At 55.7% G+C, this 16,561-nt stretch carries 16 protein-coding genes; 10 read left to right on the top strand and 6 right to left on the bottom strand.

The window, feature by feature from the left end; translation table 11 throughout:
* The 5 genes from Q4606_RS13485 to Q4606_RS13465 form a co-directional block, all read right to left on the bottom strand.
* Positions 1-852, bottom strand: a complete 852-nt coding sequence (locus tag Q4606_RS13485; protein WP_303607921.1) for a DUF3034 family protein — start codon at positions 850-852, stop codon at positions 1-3.
* A gap of 47 nt (positions 853-899) precedes the next feature.
* The gene (locus tag Q4606_RS13480) at positions 900-3,260 is read right to left on the bottom strand and encodes a bifunctional diguanylate cyclase/phosphodiesterase (protein WP_303607841.1); all 2,361 of its coding nucleotides are present in this window, start codon (positions 3,258-3,260) and stop codon (positions 900-902) included.
* The gene (locus Q4606_RS13475; RefSeq protein ID WP_303607840.1) at positions 3,260-3,925 is read right to left on the bottom strand and encodes a methylamine utilization protein; all 666 of its coding nucleotides are present in this window, start codon (positions 3,923-3,925) and stop codon (positions 3,260-3,262) included. The genes Q4606_RS13480 and Q4606_RS13475 overlap by 1 nt, the downstream gene beginning before the upstream one ends.
* Positions 3,926-3,975: 50 nt before the next feature.
* Positions 3,976-4,626, bottom strand: coding sequence for a hypothetical protein (locus tag Q4606_RS13470; protein WP_303607920.1), 651 nt, complete (start codon positions 4,624-4,626; stop codon positions 3,976-3,978).
* Between the two features lie 190 nt (positions 4,627-4,816).
* Positions 4,817-6,145 (bottom strand): MATE family efflux transporter, encoded by a 1,329-nt coding sequence (locus tag Q4606_RS13465; protein WP_303595279.1) that lies wholly within the window; start codon positions 6,143-6,145, stop codon positions 4,817-4,819.
* A gap of 206 nt (positions 6,146-6,351) precedes the next feature.
* Here Q4606_RS13465 and coxB point away from each other — a divergent pair, with 206 nt between their 5' ends.
* The 4 genes from coxB to Q4606_RS13445 are packed head-to-tail and all read left to right on the top strand — an operon-like array spanning position 6,352 to position 10,624.
* On the top strand, positions 6,352-7,476 hold the full coding sequence (coxB, locus tag Q4606_RS13460; RefSeq protein ID WP_303607839.1) for a cytochrome c oxidase subunit II: 1,125 nt from the start codon (positions 6,352-6,354) through the stop codon (positions 7,474-7,476).
* A 57-nt stretch (positions 7,477-7,533) separates the two neighbouring features.
* Positions 7,534-9,117 (top strand): cytochrome c oxidase subunit I, encoded by a 1,584-nt coding sequence (gene ctaD / locus Q4606_RS13455; RefSeq protein ID WP_303595283.1) that lies wholly within the window; start codon positions 7,534-7,536, stop codon positions 9,115-9,117.
* 12 nt (positions 9,118-9,129) lie between these two features.
* Positions 9,130-9,720: a cytochrome c oxidase assembly protein gene (locus Q4606_RS13450; protein ID WP_303595284.1), complete on the top strand. Its 591-nt coding sequence runs from the start codon at positions 9,130-9,132 to the stop codon at positions 9,718-9,720.
* Positions 9,721-9,736: 16 nt separating this feature from the next.
* Positions 9,737-10,624, top strand: coding sequence for a cytochrome c oxidase subunit 3 (locus Q4606_RS13445; RefSeq protein ID WP_303595286.1), 888 nt, complete (start codon positions 9,737-9,739; stop codon positions 10,622-10,624).
* Positions 10,625-10,642: 18 nt separating this feature from the next.
* Here Q4606_RS13445 and Q4606_RS13440 read toward each other — a convergent pair whose 3' ends face one another.
* Positions 10,643-10,846: a twin transmembrane helix small protein gene (locus Q4606_RS13440; protein ID WP_303595288.1), complete on the bottom strand. Its 204-nt coding sequence runs from the start codon at positions 10,844-10,846 to the stop codon at positions 10,643-10,645.
* Between the two features lie 53 nt (positions 10,847-10,899).
* Here Q4606_RS13440 and Q4606_RS13435 point away from each other — a divergent pair, with 53 nt between their 5' ends.
* From Q4606_RS13435 to Q4606_RS13410, 6 genes are all read left to right on the top strand, one after another.
* Positions 10,900-11,637 carry an SURF1 family protein gene (locus tag Q4606_RS13435; protein WP_303595289.1) on the top strand — a complete coding sequence of 246 codons (738 nt, stop codon included), beginning with the start codon at positions 10,900-10,902 and terminating at the stop codon, positions 11,635-11,637.
* A complete protein-coding gene (locus Q4606_RS13430; protein WP_303607919.1) occupies positions 11,624-12,268 on the top strand; it encodes a hypothetical protein in 645 nt (214 codons plus the stop codon). The genes Q4606_RS13435 and Q4606_RS13430 overlap by 14 nt, the downstream gene beginning before the upstream one ends.
* A gap of 63 nt (positions 12,269-12,331) precedes the next feature.
* A complete protein-coding gene (locus tag Q4606_RS13425; protein ID WP_303607918.1) occupies positions 12,332-13,426 on the top strand; it encodes a heme A synthase in 1,095 nt (364 codons plus the stop codon).
* Entirely contained in the window at positions 13,423-14,343 is a 921-nt protein-coding gene (gene cyoE / locus Q4606_RS13420; protein WP_303595291.1) for a heme o synthase, read from the top strand. The genes Q4606_RS13425 and cyoE overlap by 4 nt, the downstream gene beginning before the upstream one ends.
* 141 nt (positions 14,344-14,484) lie before the next feature.
* Complete coding sequence (locus tag Q4606_RS13415; RefSeq protein ID WP_303595293.1) at positions 14,485-15,150, top strand: SCO family protein; 666 nt, start codon at positions 14,485-14,487, stop codon at positions 15,148-15,150.
* A gap of 73 nt (positions 15,151-15,223) precedes the next feature.
* Positions 15,224-16,435 carry a BamA/TamA family outer membrane protein gene (locus Q4606_RS13410; RefSeq protein WP_303607838.1) on the top strand — a complete coding sequence of 404 codons (1,212 nt, stop codon included), beginning with the start codon at positions 15,224-15,226 and terminating at the stop codon, positions 16,433-16,435.
* The last annotated feature ends 126 nt before the right edge of the window (positions 16,436-16,561 follow it).

Below are 16,561 nucleotides of genomic sequence, written 5' to 3'. Positions count from 1 at the left end.
TCAGAAACTCCCCTGCAGAGACAGATACACACCTTGCTGGTCCGTCAGGGTTGCAATATCACCCAGGTTGACGAATGCAGCGGTCACCGCGAGCCGACGATCCGGCACCCAGGCAACAAACACATCCCACCAGTCCTCCTCGCGGGCAAAACTCAGATTATCCGGTTTTTGCCGATACTCGGCACCCAGCAGCCACTGCCGGTTCATAAACACACCAACACCGGCTTCGGCCATGATTTCATAGCCGTTATTCAAGTCGCCACCAAAGCCCAGCAGCCCGCCCTGGTTGGCGCGGGTTCCCCGCAGGGTCCCGTTTACCAGCAGGTTGCGGCCGAATAAGGCAGCAAAGAAGACTTTCGATCCGGAAAAATAGAAATCCGTGCCACTGTCATCCTGCGCACCTATGGCTTCCGGCACAGTGAACTCCCGTTGCCGTTTATGCTGCGCGCCCAAAGACCATTGCCCCCAGGGGCTGTAGAGAGCGTCACCCGCCAACCGCACTTTCACTCCGAAGATGTCCTGGTTGAGCTCATCCTGCTCCAGTCCGAAACCATCTTTAAGGGTGAAAACCAGGCTGTCGAGGTCCAGAGTCTGGCGCGCGACGGTAACTTCGATCCGGTTGTTCCAGTTCAGGCCGGCGCCGGTGACTGAGAGCGTGTAGTCGTCTACTTCAGCCCGGCTCAGGGCAAGTGTGCCGCCCCATTCTTCATCGCTGGCGTAACTGCCAAGAAGGGCCCAGGGCACCAGTCCGCCGCCGGCGCTGCCTTCTATGGTGGTAACGCCGCCGGTTGCCCAGATGCGACTGCCAACATCCGCCATGGCTGCGGGGGTTACAAAAAGCCCTGCAGCCATAAAGGATGCAAATCCGGCGGCACACAGCAGTGGGTGGGAAAAACGTATCATGAAGAAGGCTCCGGCGTGATCTCAGCCAGCTCGTGCCGGCGGTCGGCAAGGGACGCGGTAGTTTGCGCAAGGTTATCTGCAGAAACCGGACGGCTCAGATAGAAACCCTGGCCAACGTTGCAGCCCCAGGTCTGCAGCAATTTCCAGGTTTCCAGGTTTTCTATACCTTCTGCCACCACCTTGAGCCCAAGACCATGGGCCATATCGATTGTGGATTTTACGATCAGTTGGTCCTGAGGTTCGGCATTCAGGCTGAGCACGAAGGATTTGTCTATTTTAAGCTCCTGAACGGGCAGTTTTCGCAGTTGCGACAGTGATGAATAACCAGTGCCAAAGTCGTCAACAGAAAGGGTGACGCCCAGATCCCGTAGGCGGTTCAGTGTAGCCATAGCTTCTACCGGGTCTTCCATCAGCGCGCTTTCTGTTACTTCCAGGGTGATGCGCTCCATGCTGTGGTGCCAGCCTGCAAAAATGCTCGTTATGCGCTCGGTGAGCGCCGGCCAGGTCAGGTCCATTGCGGAAAGGTTGATTGCGACGCCCATATCCAGGCCTGCGCTGAACCAGGCTCTGGCATCATTGGCCACCCGTTGCAGGATATGATTGGTGAGATCGTTGATCTGCCCCGACTGCTCTGCCAGGAAGATGAACTCTTCCGGTGATATGAACCCAAGCTCGGGGTGGATCCAGCGTACAAGGGCCTCCACCTGAAGTACTTGCCCGGTGCGACTATCGAGTTTGGGCTGATAGTTCATATGCAGACCGTCGTTGCGGATCGCACTGTGCAGATCGGAGACCAGCTTGAGTTCGCGCAGGTGGTTTTCATCTTGGCCGGGCTCGTATGGTGTGACCGCAGCACCCTGTTGCAAGGCCTGTTCAAAGGTAAGGTTTATCCGCCTTCTCAGTTCGTTGGTCTGACTGGCATCGACAGGAAGTTGCAGTGTTATCAGGTTAGCGCGCAGAGAAAACGGAGTATTGTCGACGTCGAGGGGCAATTCCACGGCCTTATGTAGCGTCAGGGCCCGTTGCGCCAGCATTTCTGGGCTTTGTTCCGGAACCAGCGCGAGGAACTCCCCACCTCCGGTGCGTGCCAGCAGGCTGGCATCCGGCAGTTCCTCACGCAACCGTTGTGAGACTCCCAGCAGGACTTTGTCGCCGAACTCGATGCCGAGGGTATCGTTGATGTTGGAAAGGTCGCTCACGCGCAGGCCAATCAAGCTGCAGGACACTCCCGCATCGAAACCTTCCTTCGCCGCATGCATGAGGGCGCTACGGTTGCTTAGTCCTGTAACTTCGTCGTGTGTCGCGGTATGACGGATTTCCGCTTCGCGGCGAGTAAGCCGCGCAAGTGTATCGCGCAGAGCGTTGCGGAGTTCGCGCAGTTCACCGCCGGTTCGAATTTCGGGGGCTCGGGGGTTATCTCCCCGTCCAACAGCCCTTGCATAATGGGCTAGCTGAAGTACGGGCCGGCCGAGATATCTTGCTGTCAGGAGTGCCAGTAATATGGCGAGCACCATGATGACTGTGACCAGCAGGGCAATTTCCAGCACCCGGCTGTAGTAGTTTTGCAGGCTGGCTTCCCGACTTATCATCAGTACCGCTTCGAAAATACCCTGGTCGGAAGTGCCAAGATTCAGTGTGCGTGTGAAATACCGGGCGCTTTCGATGAAGTTCTGGCCCCCCGCCGACTTGATAAGCGCCGGCTCTTCGGCGCTGGCAATATCGGAAGACGCTGCAAAACTGGTGAAGCCGTCTGGATTGTTGGCGTTTGTGCGGAACATGACAGAGCTGCCGCTGAGCCTGGCGATGACATTTGCCAGCTCCTGATCCATCTCGAAGCCGGCGACTAACCATGCCCTCAATCCGGGCGCTTCCACGGGAACAACGAGTACCTCGTAGCCGCGTTGGTCGATGCTAAGTAGTGAGCGGTCAGCGCCGTTTCTGCGGGCATTAGTGAGTTGCGCGGGGGTAGCGCCGGGCAGAAGAGCACGAGGCAGCGTTGACGCCAGAAGTTCTCCCTGATTATCCAGCAGCAGTGCAAAGTCTGCCCCGACGCGCCCGCTGTGGTTTTCCAGAGCACTGCCGAGAGTTGCGGGATCGCCGCTGGCGATGGCAGAGCGAAAGCCGAAATCACGGATAACAACGCTCAGGCGCGAGAGCTCAAGGTCGGTGCGGCGCTCGATTACTTCGTTAGTCAGGCGCTCGGCTATGCTGAGTTGTTCCAATGCCCGAAGCTTTTCATCCTCGAACAGGTACACCATCAACAGCGCACCAATCAGCAGGCTTACCAGCGCAACCAGAGCGACCATTGCCGTAACCAGCCGGCCGCGGAACCCTATGCGGTTAGCCCAGCCTGCCATCAAAGCTCCCGGAAGCGCTTCTGGAGGTGATCCAGAGGGCCTTCATGGTGTGGCTCGGGCTCCAGTTCTATGCTGATGATTTCTGTAGCCGCGCCTGCCAGGCTGGCGCCATCGATTTCCCGAACCAATGGCCGGGTGTTATCTGGCAAGCGGGGGTGCCAGATGTTAAGGCTCAGCGAACCGGGTGCAGGGGAATCGCCGAAATCCAGCGCGAGCCTTACCTCTCCCTGCTCGTTGGTTTGTCCGATAGCGCGGGTGTCGGCTACCACAATGAACGCCCGCATGTGGTCGTGAATATTGCAGCCAAGCTCAACAATGCCGGGCTGATCAAACACAACAGGCGCTTCGGGCCGGCCAGCGTAGAGTTCAAGATCAAAGGTTTTGGCGCGCGAGAACGAATAAACGTGATGCTGGGTATTGTCCCGGTTGGGGAAATCCACGCTGGAGCCTGTAGGCAGGATCGATATATGAGGGTGGAACATGCGGTCCTTTTGAGTCACTTCTGCCCGCACCGGGGGTGGTCGGCTCGCATCATTTACATACACCACGGCTCCGGTCACAGGGCCCGAGCCATCAGCAAGCTGAACCCTGACGGTCAGCTCATCTGACAGAACAGAAGCTGGCAGCAGACAAAAAAGCAGCAGCAAAACCGTTTTTTTCTTCATTATTGCTATGAACCTTCCAATGATGCAGAGCCTTCCAGGGCAAAGTGAAATCAGGCTCGGCCAGAGCCCAGAGAAAAGCGGATATGATTGCGGATCAGGAGGTTTTCCCAGTAGCGCCGCATCCAGTTCCAGGCATCATTGTTTACCTGTTCAACAAAGGGGTCGAGATTCAGTTCGTAATAGTCGGGTGTGCCGGCGATCTGCAGGACGGTTACGGTGATTGAATCGTCAAGTTCGTTTGCGAAAGGTTCGCCAATAAGCTCGTGAACCAGCAGGTTAGCACGAGTTGCTTCGATATCGACAAGTCCTCCGTTTCTGATCGAGTGATTATTTTCGTGCATTTCCTCCATCAGGCGATGGCAAAGGTATGCCCGGATCAGAAGCCCATCCAGCCCGTCGTAGCGAACCAGTAATACGGATGGTTCGGTGAAGTAACCAATGGCCGCTTTAACAAACGGGTCAAACAGCTGCGCAGTACCCGCTTCGCGCGCGCAGGCGTCTACGCACTCTATCAGCCTCGGGGCCATTTCGATGTACTCGATGGCAAACTGGAACAGGCTGTTTGCCGGCTTGTACCCTTCAATTGTGACGGCCGACGGCAGCGCCGCTGCCTTCTCATGCAGTTGCCGAAGAAATGTTCCTGAACGGGCCTCCTTGCGCCGTGCATGGTCAATGATCTCTAGGACTGCCTGTGGAGTCATTTGCGGGCATGCCGTTGTCTGGACAAGTTGAGGTCGCAAGGGGCCTCCTGTAACGGGCCATGGATAACCGGGCAAACCATAGTGCGGTTCTTTATTACCACTAAGCGCCCGTCATTTCTGACAAGTGTAGACGAGATTTAGTGAGCTGCGATTTCCTGACTGTGAGATATTGTTAACGGTTGTCCCGCTGCTACCGGTTACTGAACCATCGGTTATTCCGGGTGTGAGACCAGCACAGCCAGCCCATACTTGCGGCGCGGGCGAGCATCAGGCAGATAAGAGAAAACCAGAGCCCGTGATTCCCCCAGCCTGTCGTCAGCCACCACACAGGTGCGAAAACGCCGAGCGCCGAGAACAGCATGGTGTTCTGCATGTCGCGGGTTCGGGTCGCGCCGATGAATACGCCATCGAACAGAAAGCCCCAGACTGAGGCGAACGGCAGTAGCCATAACCACGGCAGATACTGCCAGGCTGTGGTGCGCACTTCTTCAATGCCGGTCAGCAGGGCGATCAGGCCGCGACCACCCACAACGAAAATAATGGTCAGCAACAGTGAGCCCCAGAGAGACCAGCGCAGCGCACATCGAAACACCACAAAGAAACGCCGTTGACTGTTCTGGCCCACGGATTCCCCGATCAGAGCTTCGGCGGCATTGGCAAAGCCGTCCAGAGCGTTTGAAATCAGAAGCAGAAAAGTGATCAGCACGGCATTGGCTGCGAGTATGGTGTCGCCCTGACGAGCTCCCTGAGCGGTAAAGAACGCCAGTACCAGAAGCAGCGCGATTGTGCGTACCATGATGTAGCGGTTTACCTGAAGGATGGCGAGGTAGTCCTTAAGCTGGCCGAACAATTCCCGGGTGAGCTTTTGTCCATCGGGCATACGGCTCAGCACTATGGCAAACCCGATGATTGCCGCTCCGTACTCTGCAATCACCGTGGCAATGGCGACACCACGGCTATTCCAGCCCAGCACTGTGACGAACAACACATCCAGAACAATATTCAGCCCATTGGCAACAATCAGCATAATCATGGGACCGCGCGGGAACTGAGTGCCGATCAGCCACCCCACAAGCGTGTATTGGCACAGCACCGCCGGGGCGCTCCAGATTCGAATGGCGGCATACTCGGCAGCCAGTTCGGTAACTCCCGGGCTGGGGTTCATCAGTGCCAGACCGGTTCGGATCAGGGGTTGATGACACAGGATGAGTAGCAAGCCGATACCGACCGCCAGCAGCACTGAGCGCAGTAGCAGAGCAACCTGGCTGAAGCTGTCGCGCTTGCCCCAGGCCTGGGCTGCGAGCCCCGTTGTGCCCATGCGCATGAAACCGAATGTCCAGTAAAGGATGCTGAACAGATTGGCGCCGACAGCCACTGCGCCCAGGTATTCGGGGCTTTCCAGGTGTCCAAGCACGGCTGTATCCACCAGCCCCAATAAGGGAACGGTGAGGTTGGTGAGCATAAGAGGCCATGCCAGGGCCCACAAACGCCGATCTATCAGTGACAGTTTGAAGGTCATATTCTATTTTTTTCTTAAAAATCGGCAGTTAGCTTATTTAGGTTTATCCAATTTTTAGTGTTTTTTTGATCTGCGTCTATACTGCCTTTTGAGGTATCTATAAGCAGGCTTTCACTCTGACTTATTCCGGTGAATGCGAGAGCACCGGCAAAAATCAGAGGGATAACGCAAAATCCGACAAGAATAACACTCTGTGGAGACACAGTATGCGCGTGCACGCTCAGCGGGCAGGTGCCCTGTTAGGTGGTCTGTCGTTCCCCGCCCTGTCCTTAGCGGACTGGACGGTAAACATGACCCCCGGGGTGACCGGTACCAGTAACGATATTTTTGACCTTCACATGACCATTTTCTGGATCTGCGTCGCCATTGGTGTCGTGGTTTTTGGAATAATGTTCTGGTCTATCTTCGCCCATCGCAAGTCCCAGGGCGCCAAACCAGCAAACTTCCATGAAAATACACTCGTCGAGGTTCTCTGGACGACTATACCGCTTGTTATTCTTGTCATCATGGCGATTCCCGCCACGACTACTCTGATAGACATGTATGACACCACCGAGTCGGATATAGACATCAAGGTAACCGGCTACCAATGGAAGTGGCAGTACGAATATATCAATGAAGATTTTGGTTACTTTTCCAACCTCTCAACCCCTTCCGACCAGATCAGGAACAGACAGGCCAAGGGCGAAAACTACCTGCTGGAAGTGGATAACCCCATGGTTATTCCAGTCGGTAAAAAGGTTCGGTTCCTGCTGACGGCAAACGACGTGATTCACTCCTGGTGGGTTCCGGATTTCGGCGTCAAAAAAGATGCTATTCCCGGATTTATCAACGAAGCCTGGACCCGCGTGGATGAACCCGGCACCTATCGTGGTCAGTGCACTGAGTTGTGCGGCAAAGATCACGGGTTTATGCCAGTGGTTGTCAAAGCAGTGCCTGAAGAAGAGTACAACTCCTGGGTTGCCGAACAAAGAGCCGCAGCTGAGAAAGAGCGTGAGCTGACCCAGAAAGACTGGACCATGGAAGAGCTGATGGAGCGAGGCGAGCAGGCCTATGCTACAGCCTGTGCTGCCTGTCACCAGGCGGATGGTAGCGGTGCGCCGCCGGCTTTCCCGGCGCTCAAGGGTAGCGCTATCGCCGTCGGGGATATAACCGATCACATAGATATTGTGGTGAACGGTAAGCCTGGCACAGCAATGCAGGCCTTCGGCGGTCAGTTAAATGAAGCAGATCTTGCGGCCATCATTACCTACGAGCGGAACGCCTGGGGTAATAACGTTGGTGACATGGTCGCGCCGAAAGAAATCTTCGACTACAAGAACGAACAGTAATCAACGCCAGATAACAGCTATCACCAGCCACAATAATTGGCGGTAACGGGGGTTTTAATGAGTGCGGTTGCAGATACCCACGCCCAGGATCATCATCACGGCCCGGCCAGTGGCATCAGCCGCTGGCTGCTGACCACCAACCACAAGGATATCGGGTCCATGTACCTGATGTTCAGTTTTGCCATGTTCCTGCTCGGGGGCACCATGGCAATGGTTATCCGGGCTGAGCTGTTCCAGCCGGGTTTGCAGATTGTCCAGCCGGAATTTTTTAACCAGATGACCACGATGCATGGTCTGATCATGGTCTTTGGTGCGGTGATGCCGGCGTTTGTGGGGCTGGCGAACTGGATGGTGCCGCTAATGATTGGCGCACCGGATATGGCTCTGCCGAGGATGAATAACTGGAGTTTCTGGTTGCTGCCTTGTGCCTTCCTGATTCTTGTATCAACCCTCTTCATGGAGGGCGGTGCACCCAACTTCGGCTGGACCTTCTATGCCCCTCTGTCCACCACTTATGGACCGCCGAGTACGACCTTCTTTATTTTCGCCATCCATATTATGGGTGTGTCGTCGATCATGGGAGCTATTAACGTAATCGCCACGATACTGAACATGCGGGCGCCCGGGATGACCCTGATGAAAATGCCCATGTTCGTATGGACATGGCTGATCACGGCATTTTTGCTGATTGCGGTGATGCCGGTGCTGGCGGGCGTGGTTACCATGATGCTGATGGATATCAACTTTGGCACCAGCTTTTTCAACGCGGCCGGAGGTGGTGATCCGGTTCTGTTCCAGCACGTGTTCTGGTTCTTCGGGCATCCGGAGGTGTACATCATGATCCTGCCGGCGTTTGGTGCTATATCGCATATTATCCCGGCATTTTCGCGCAAGCGGCTGTTTGGTTATGCCTCTATGGTCTACGCGGTGGGCGCAATCGCTTTGCTGTCGTTCCTCGTGTGGGCGCACCATATGTTTACGGTAGGCGTGCCGGTGGCCGGCCAGTTGTTCTTCATGTATGCCACCTTGTTGATTGCTGTGCCCACCGGGGTGAAGGTTTTTAACTGGGTGGCCACCATGTTCCGGGGCTCGCTGACATTTGAGGCCCCCATGCTCTTCGCCGTTGCCTTCGTGATTCTGTTCACGATCGGCGGCTTCTCAGGTCTGATGCTGGCGATTGCCCCTGCAGACTTCCAGTATCACGACACCTATTTTGTGGTTGCTCACTTCCATTACGTCCTGGTGCCGGGTGCCATATTCGGCATCTTTGCTTCGGCATACTTCTGGTTGCCCAAGTGGACCGGCCATATGTATGACGAAACCCTCGCGAAAACCCATTTCTGGTTGTCCTTTGTCGGGATGAACCTGGCCTTCTTCCCCATGCACTTCCTGGGTCTTGCAGGGATGCCGCGCCGGATTCCGGACTATGCTCTTCAGTTTGCCGATTTCAATATGGTTTCGAGCATTGGGGCGTTCATGTTCGGCTCGACCCAGCTGTTATTCCTGCTGATTGTTGTCAAGTGTGTGAGGGGCGGTGAAAAAGCTGCTGCCAAGGCGTGGGAAGGCGCAGAGGGGCTTGAGTGGACGGTGCCTTCGCCAGCGCCTTACCACACATTTTCCACTCCGCCTGAGGTCAAATAGGAGACTGGCGACATGGCAGAGCAACCGGCAAATACCGCGACCTCAAAACCCAGCAATTCTCGGGTTGTAGGCTGGTGTCTCGCCAGCGTGGTCGGCATGTTTGCCTTTGGCTTTGCCATGGTCCCTTTGTACGACGTTTTCTGTGACATCACGGGCATCAACGGCAAGACCAGCGGCCGCTATGAGTCCACCGAAAGCACAACGGCTGATATGAACCGCACAATCAAAGTGCAGTTTCTGGCACAAAACGGGCCGGATATGCCCTGGATTTTCCGTCCGGTTGCCCGCAGTGTCGAGGTTCATCCCGGTGAGGCTATCACCGTAAACTTCTATGCTGAGAACCCGACTGACAAGGACATGGTGGGGCAGGCGGTTCCGAGTCTGTCGCCATCGGAAGGAACGCTGTATTTCCATAAAACTGAGTGTTTCTGTTTCAACCAGCAACCACTGTCGGCGGGCGAGAGTACAGAAATGCCTCTGGTTTTTATTGTGGACCGGGACTTGCCCAGCCATATCACAAAATTGACGCTGTCTTATACGCTGTATGACCAGGGTGAATCACAGGCGGCAGTGTTGAAAACAACAACAATCAATAACGGATAAGCCATCGGAGACTGCTATGGCGGACTTTCAGACCTATTACGTTCCCGAACAAAGCAAGTGGCCCATTGTCGCGACGGTGGGCATGGGGGTAATGCTCTTCGGGGCGGCCTCGGTTATGGTCAGCAGCAACCAGGGCCAAAGCACGAGCGGCGACTGGATGATATTCGCCGTCGGTACACTGATCATGATCTACATGCTGTTCGGTTGGTTTGGCAGCGTAATTAAAGAAAGCCGAAGTGGGCTCTACAGCGCCCAAATGGACCGTTCCTTTCGTTGGGGCATGAGCTGGTTTATTTTCTCGGAAGTCATGTTTTTTGCGGCGTTTTTTGGCGCTCTCTTTTATGCCCGCGTGTTTGCCGTGCCCTGGCTTGGTGGCGAAGGCGACAGGGGCAGTTCCAATATGCTCTGGGAGGGTTTTCAGGCAACCTGGCCGCTGATCAATAATCCGGACCCCGAAGCCTTCCCTGCACCTAAGTCGGTGATTGGTGCCTGGGGTCTGCCGCTGCTGAATACCATTCTTCTTGTCACGTCATCCTTTACTGTGACGATTGCCCATCATGCCCTCAAAGAGGACAACCGCAAGAAGCTGAAAATCTGGCTGGCAGCGACCATAGTGTTAGCGCTGGTCTTCCTGGTTCTGCAGGCCGAAGAGTACATGCACGCCTATCAGGATCTCAATCTGACGCTTCAGTCCGGTATATACGGCAGCACCTTCTTCATGCTCACCGGTTTTCACGGCTTTCACGTGATGCTGGGCACCCTGATGCTGATCATCATGCTGATTCGTATTCATAAGGGGCATTTCACTTCAGATAACCACTTCGGGTTCGAAGCAACTGCGTGGTACTGGCACTTTGTGGATGTGGTGTGGCTGGGCTTGTTCGTATTTGTGTATGTCATCTGATGTGACAAGAGCCAGCTTTCAGGGAGTCGGATGCAGAGTCAGGCTCCCTTGCCATAGCGATAGAAGAATAACGGCGAGCAGCAGCACGCTCAGCCCGACCCGCACCGCGAGAGAGTTAACAACCCGATTGGTTTTGCCGCCATCCCTGATCAGAAAAAACAGTCCACTGAAAAGGCTGACCATGACGGCGAGCATGAGAAAGATAATTAGGCCTTTGAGCATAAACGTATCTCTGATTTTTATTCTGTTTACTGGCAGATTCACTATAGCAGACCATGACTGAGGCAAAGAATAATCCTCGTCAGTGGCACCTGGATTGGCGGCTAATGCTCTTCACGGGCGCATTTTTACCGCTGCTGATCGGCCTGGGTATCTGGCAACTGAGCCGGGCGGAAGAAAAACAGATCTTACTTGAACAGTGGCAGCAGGAAGCTCAGAACCTTGATTGGCCCGAGCTGGTGATCAGTGGGCTGGAGGTCGGCCGGCCGGTTACGGTTACCGGGTTGTTTGGAGAGCGCAGCTGGTTACTGGACAACCGTACCCGCGATGGGATTGCCGGTTACGAGGTACTGACGGCGTTTTACCCGCTTCAGGGGCCGCCCGTTATCATAAACAGAGGTTGGGTGTCGGCCCCGAGAACGCGAAACGAATTACCGGATGTAAGTCCCCCAGATGGCATATTCAGCCTGGTCGGCCGGATCAGCCAATACCCGGAGCCGCCGGTTCTGTCCAGCAAATCCGTGCAGGCAGCAAGCTGGCCCCGCCGGGTGCAAACGCTTCCCCGGCCAGCTGCGATAGCTGAAATCGCGGAGCTGCCTGAGGCGATTATCCGGTTGCAGGACAAAGAGCAGCCCGGGGCATACCGTGCTGACTGGGAACCGGATCTGATGGGCCCCCAAACTCATTACGGATATGCAGCACAGTGGTTTACGCTCGCCCTCGTGCTGGCTATATTGAGTGTAGTAGCGAGTTATCGAAAAACAGGAGCCAATAATGACAATGACAATGGCTAACCGGATTCCCCAACAGCAAGAGTCAGAAGGTCCTACGCCCGAGCAGGTCCGCAGAGGGCGACGCACCGCGATTCTGCTATTTGCCCTTGGCTTCGGCCCGATGATTCTGGCCACAGTCATGTTCTATACCGGCTGGCTGAACCCGGCCGGGCATACCAATCAGGGCGCATTGATCAGCCCAACTGTACCTGTGGCGGACCTCAACCTTGAGACACTTTCGGGTGAGCCGCTGGCCAAGCGATTCAGCGCAGGCCAGACGGAGCCCCAATGGTTGCTCGTGGTGGCCGCCGGCGAGTGCGACAGCCGCTGTGAGGAGTTACTCTACCTGGCCCGGCAAGCAAATATTGCGTTGGGTAAAAATGCCAACCGTGTTTCCAGAGCAGCAGCACTGGGCGGTATTTCAGGGGATCTCGCAGCACGCTGGCCTACCGAATACCGGTTGATGGAACGTTTGAGACCCGTGCCCGGCACAACACCGGCCTGGCCGGCAGGAATCAACCCCGAAACAGAGCCGCGTATTATGCTGATTGATCCGTTTGGGAACGTGATGATGCACTATGGCCCGGAAAATTCTGGCAAGGACATGCTCAAGGATCTGAAGCACCTGCTCAAACTGTCACAGGTCGGCTGAGGCTGATCCGGAGGAGTCGTTTTGAGCTTGTTATCCACAGACCGCCCGCCAAAAGCCAAAGCCATGGTGAACTGGGCTACATTTTCAGTGCTTCTCGCTGTTGTGGTGATCATGCTGGGCGCCTGGACACGCCTGGTTGATGCGGGGCTGGGGTGCCCTGATTGGCCAGGTTGTTATGGCTTTCTGACCGTGCCCCAGAGCGAGTCGCACATCGCAATTGCCAACGCCCGGTTTCCCGACACGCCGGTCGATGTCGCCAAAGGCTGGCCGGAAATGATCCACCGCTACGCTGCCGGCACGCTGGGGTTGGTGGTATTTGGCCTGGCGGTGAGCGCGGTGCGTCAGCGCCGGAGTGGCGCGCCTTTCAAATTACCCTTGTTTATTGCGGCGTTCATCCTTTTGCAGGGGGCCTTCGGTATGTGGACGGTCACTCTGAAGCTCTGGCCTCAGGTTGTTGCTCTACACCTTCTCGGGGGCTTCACCACGTTGAGCCTGCTCACGCTGCTGGTGTTTCGTCTGCGCAAATTTTCAGCCGCTCAGGCAGAGCCTCCGGAAACAGACCACCTGGCACCGCTTAAGGCTCCGGTATCGGCTGGTAACCTGGTCAGCTTTCGCCCCTGGCTCTTTGGTGGCTTGTTTCTGATCATCATGCAAATCGCACTGGGCGCCTGGACGGCTGCAAATTACGCGGCTGTTGCCTGCACAGACTTACCAACCTGCCAGGGCCAATGGTGGCCAGAGGGCATGGATTTCCAGCACGGCTTTGATATTACCCAACACGTTGGCCCTAACTATCTGGGGGGGCAGTTAACGGCAGACGGGCGAGTGGCAATTCATGTAACCCACCGGGCCGGTGCTCTGGTGGTACTGGGTTACTTTGCAGTTATGCTGGCTCTCATCTGGCGGCGGGACGATAAACGACAACTTCACGGCCCGGTGGGACTGGTTGCCGCTGCGCTTACGGCTCAGATTACGCTCGGCCTTGCCAACGTTCTGTTCTACATCCCTCTGCCAATTGCAGTTGCTCACAACGCCATGGGCGCCGGGCTTCTGCTCTCGGTGATTTATCTGATCTGGAAACACTATCAACTGCCGCTGCAGGCACAGGTACAAACAGCCACACCTACAACAATAATTCATCAGGAGATGACGGCATGAGTGAGCAAGTGGACGTACTGCCGGCCCAGAGCATGACCATCCAGCCCGCACGGACTATTTCCTGGCGGGATTATCTGGAGCTGACCAAACCCAACGTCGTGGCCTTGATGATCCTGACATCGGCCATTGGCATGCTACTGGCGACACCCGGTTTACCCGGCCTGAGCGTGCTGATCTGGGGTAACCTCGGTATCGCTTTCCTGGCCGGTGCCGCCGCCGTGGTCAACCACATAGTTGATCAGAAGATAGACACAGTAATGGCTCGTACCCGCAAGCGCCCGGTGGCGACCGGAAAAATTTCCCCGGTGGAAGCGGTCGTGTTTGCAGCCCTGCTAGCCAGTGTTGGCATGGTGGTCCTGATGTGGCAGGTGAATCACCTGACCGCATGGCTCACCCTGGCCTCGCTTGTTGGTTATGCCGGCGTATACACCTTGTTCCTCAAGCGGGCTACACCCCAGAACATCACTATTGGTGGTCTCGCCGGGGCCATGCCGCCGTTGCTGGGCTGGACCGCCGTAACCGGGCAGGTAGAAGGCCATGCACTCCTGCTGGTTCTGATTATCTTCGCCTGGACGCCACCGCATTTCTGGGCGTTGGCTATTCACCGTAAAGAAGAATATGCGAAAGCCGGCATCCCCATGCTGCCTGTTACCCACGGAAATAAATTTACTGAACTGCACATCTTGCTTTATACCCTGATGTTACTGGCTGTCAGCCTGCTACCTTTTGTCACAGGCATGTCTGGCTGGATTTACCTGGCTGGCGCCCTGGCCCTTGGCCTGCGCTTCCTCCATTACGCAGTACGTTTGCTCAAAGGTGATGATCGGCGGGTTGCACTCAACACTTTCAAGTACTCCATCACTTACCTGATGGCCCTGTTTGTGGTACTTCTTGTAGATCACTTTGTGTTTTTCTGACTTGGTGCATACGCGCCAGCAGGAGGGGTGCCTTTTCCTCTGGGAAAAACAACTCGCTGCGCTCAGACATTTTTTCCCGGCGGAAAAGGCACCCCTCCTACTGTCGCTGCGTCACAGCGGAGACTGCTGTCTGGAGTAATAATGAGTCGTTCCCTGAAATTTACCTTATTTGCTTTACTGCTTATCGTTGTTCTGGTTTTTGGCCTGGTGGTGGGGCGGCAGGTGTTTTTGGCAGATACTGGAGAACCAACCCCGGCTCCAGATCTTGCCGAGATGAACACCTACGTTTATGACCAAGCTCGGCCTCTGGCGGAGTTCACGCTCATCAATGAAAACGGAGAAACCGTAACCCGGGAGAGCCTGCGGGGGCGGTGGACGTTTGCGTTCGTGGGTTACACTAACTGCCCTGATATCTGCCCGGCAGCCATGGCGAATCTGCGGCGTACCGAAAAACTGTTGTCAGATGAGTTGCCTCAGCCAGATTATCTCCTCGTCAGCGCGGATCCGGAACACGATACGCCTGAGCAGCTGAAAGCCTATACGGGTTTCTTTGGTGAAAATTTCCATGGTCTGACCGGTGACCTGGAGACGTTGCGGGCTTTGGCCACGAGCTTGAGCGCCGTGTTTGTGCACCGGCAGGTTGATGGTGAATTGTTGGTAGATCACAGCGGGCATTTCGCCCTGATAAATCCGGATGGTGAGCTGGCGGCCCTTATTCAGCCGCCTCACCAGCCGGAACAGCTGGCGGAAGCCTTCGAGCGCATCTATCAGTGGGCTCAGGCCAATCGTGAAGACGCCCGCTCCTGAAGCGGCTCTCAAGAGCCGCTAACACGAAGATAGGTGCTCATCTATTTCAAGGATGTGAATTCAAGGGGGCATCATGGACGGGGCATTGAGTTCAAAGGGGCGCTGGGCAGGTCTGTTATGTCTGGTGGCTGGCGTCATGAGCCCGGGCGTGGCCTCAGCCTCGTTCTTTGAGGAATACATGATCGACCCGCAGGACGGTATGCTGGACGGCAGCCGCTATCTTTCAGAGGTTCCTGGCGGGTTCCTGCCAGTGCCCGTTTTGATTACAGAACCTGCTGTTGGCATGGGCCTCGGGTTAGCCGGAGTTTTCTTCCACGAATCGAGTGAACAATCTGCAAGCAAAGCGAGCGGAGGCCACCCGGTGTTGCCCGAAAATATTTCAGTTGTGGGCGTCGGTGGTACCCGCAATGGGACCAAGGGTGCAGGGCTGGGCCATATGGGATTTTGGTTCGACGATAGTCTGCGTTACCGGGGCTTCGTGTTATATGGCGATGCAAATCTGGATTTTTATTCGCTGGCGGAACAGCAGCTCAACCGCCCTGTTGAGCTGAACATCAAAGGCCCTGCAGTGATTCAGGAGCTTAAAACCCGGCTCTGGGGCAGTGACTGGTTTTTGGGTGGCCGGCAGGTTTACCGTAAGGTCGAAACCACTCTAGAAAGTCAGATCACGCTGCCGAATCAGGAGTTCAGCGACAGAGTGAACGCCTTCCTCCAGAACCAGCTAGGCCGGGAGTCCGTAACCTCCGGGCTGGGGCTGCTGGCTGAATATGACTCCCGGGATAATCCGCTTGATCCCCGGTCAGGTTACAACCACCAATTTCACTACATTACCTTTGATTACGTTATCGGTAGTGACGTAGATTACGATAGTTATCAGTGGGTTGGTCTGAATTACTGGAGCCTGTCAGACACGTTTAATCTGGGTGTGCGCCTGCAATATGACGGAGTGTCTGCGGATGAGGGCGAAGTGTTGCCGTCCTATGTGGCACCTTCTATCGATTTGCGTGGGGTGCCGATGAATCGCTATCAGGGACGAGCCGTCGCCGTAGCCGAAGTTGAACTGACCTGGCGATTTACCCCACGCTGGAGCACTAACGTGTTCACCGGAGGAGGACGAGCAGCTGACAGTTTTGGCGACCTGCATGACGATGCGGAGCTGGCCAACAGCGTCGGTCTTGGGTTTCGTTACCTTATTGCCCGCAGGTATGGTCTACGTATGGGGGCAGATATTGCCAGGGGACCGGAAGATACGGCTTTCTATATTCAGGCCGGCGCATCCTGGTAATCCGTTCGCTGGATGGCAGCCCTCTTGCAAGCACTTCCTCTGTGAGACTGATGATCTGTTTGTCGTGTTTGGTGATTTCCATAGGCCATGGCTGTAGTCTAATCAGTCTGAAATAGCTTCCGCATG

Source organism: Marinobacter sp. 1_MG-2023, assembly GCF_030549045.1.
Lineage (GTDB): Bacteria > Pseudomonadota > Gammaproteobacteria > Pseudomonadales > Oleiphilaceae > Marinobacter.
The sequence above is the reverse complement of the archived record's forward strand: the minus strand, read 5'-3'. Positions and strand labels throughout refer to the sequence as shown.

Bases quoted from the DNA above. Each gene is read 5' to 3' on its own strand.
- Q4606_RS13410 (WP_303607838.1), top strand. From the start codon at position 15,224: ATGGACGGGGCATTGAGTTCAAAGGGGCGCTGGGCAGGTCTGTTATGT.
- coxB (WP_303607839.1), top strand. From the start codon at position 6,352: ATGCGCGTGCACGCTCAGCGGGCAGGTGCCCTGTTAGGTGGTCTGTCG.
- Q4606_RS13450 (WP_303595284.1), top strand. From the start codon at position 9,130: ATGGCAGAGCAACCGGCAAATACCGCGACCTCAAAACCCAGCAATTCT.
- Q4606_RS13415 (WP_303595293.1), top strand. From the start codon at position 14,485: ATGAGTCGTTCCCTGAAATTTACCTTATTTGCTTTACTGCTTATCGTT.
- Q4606_RS13465 (WP_303595279.1), bottom strand. From the start codon at position 6,145: ATGACCTTCAAACTGTCACTGATAGATCGGCGTTTGTGGGCCCTGGCA.
- Q4606_RS13445 (WP_303595286.1), top strand. From the start codon at position 9,737: ATGGCGGACTTTCAGACCTATTACGTTCCCGAACAAAGCAAGTGGCCC.
- Q4606_RS13470 (WP_303607920.1), bottom strand. From the start codon at position 4,626: ATGACTCCACAGGCAGTCCTAGAGATCATTGACCATGCACGGCGCAAG.
- Q4606_RS13430 (WP_303607919.1), top strand. From the start codon at position 11,624: ATGACAATGGCTAACCGGATTCCCCAACAGCAAGAGTCAGAAGGTCCT.
- Q4606_RS13425 (WP_303607918.1), top strand. From the start codon at position 12,332: ATGGTGAACTGGGCTACATTTTCAGTGCTTCTCGCTGTTGTGGTGATC.
- cyoE (WP_303595291.1), top strand. From the start codon at position 13,423: ATGAGTGAGCAAGTGGACGTACTGCCGGCCCAGAGCATGACCATCCAG.
- Q4606_RS13440 (WP_303595288.1), bottom strand. From the start codon at position 10,846: ATGCTCAAAGGCCTAATTATCTTTCTCATGCTCGCCGTCATGGTCAGC.
- Q4606_RS13485 (WP_303607921.1), bottom strand. From the start codon at position 852: ATGGCTGCAGGGCTTTTTGTAACCCCCGCAGCCATGGCGGATGTTGGC.
- Q4606_RS13435 (WP_303595289.1), top strand. From the start codon at position 10,900: ATGACTGAGGCAAAGAATAATCCTCGTCAGTGGCACCTGGATTGGCGG.
- ctaD (WP_303595283.1), top strand. From the start codon at position 7,534: ATGAGTGCGGTTGCAGATACCCACGCCCAGGATCATCATCACGGCCCG.
- Q4606_RS13480 (WP_303607841.1), bottom strand. From the start codon at position 3,260: ATGGCAGGCTGGGCTAACCGCATAGGGTTCCGCGGCCGGCTGGTTACG.
- Q4606_RS13475 (WP_303607840.1), bottom strand. From the start codon at position 3,925: ATGAAGAAAAAAACGGTTTTGCTGCTGCTTTTTTGTCTGCTGCCAGCT.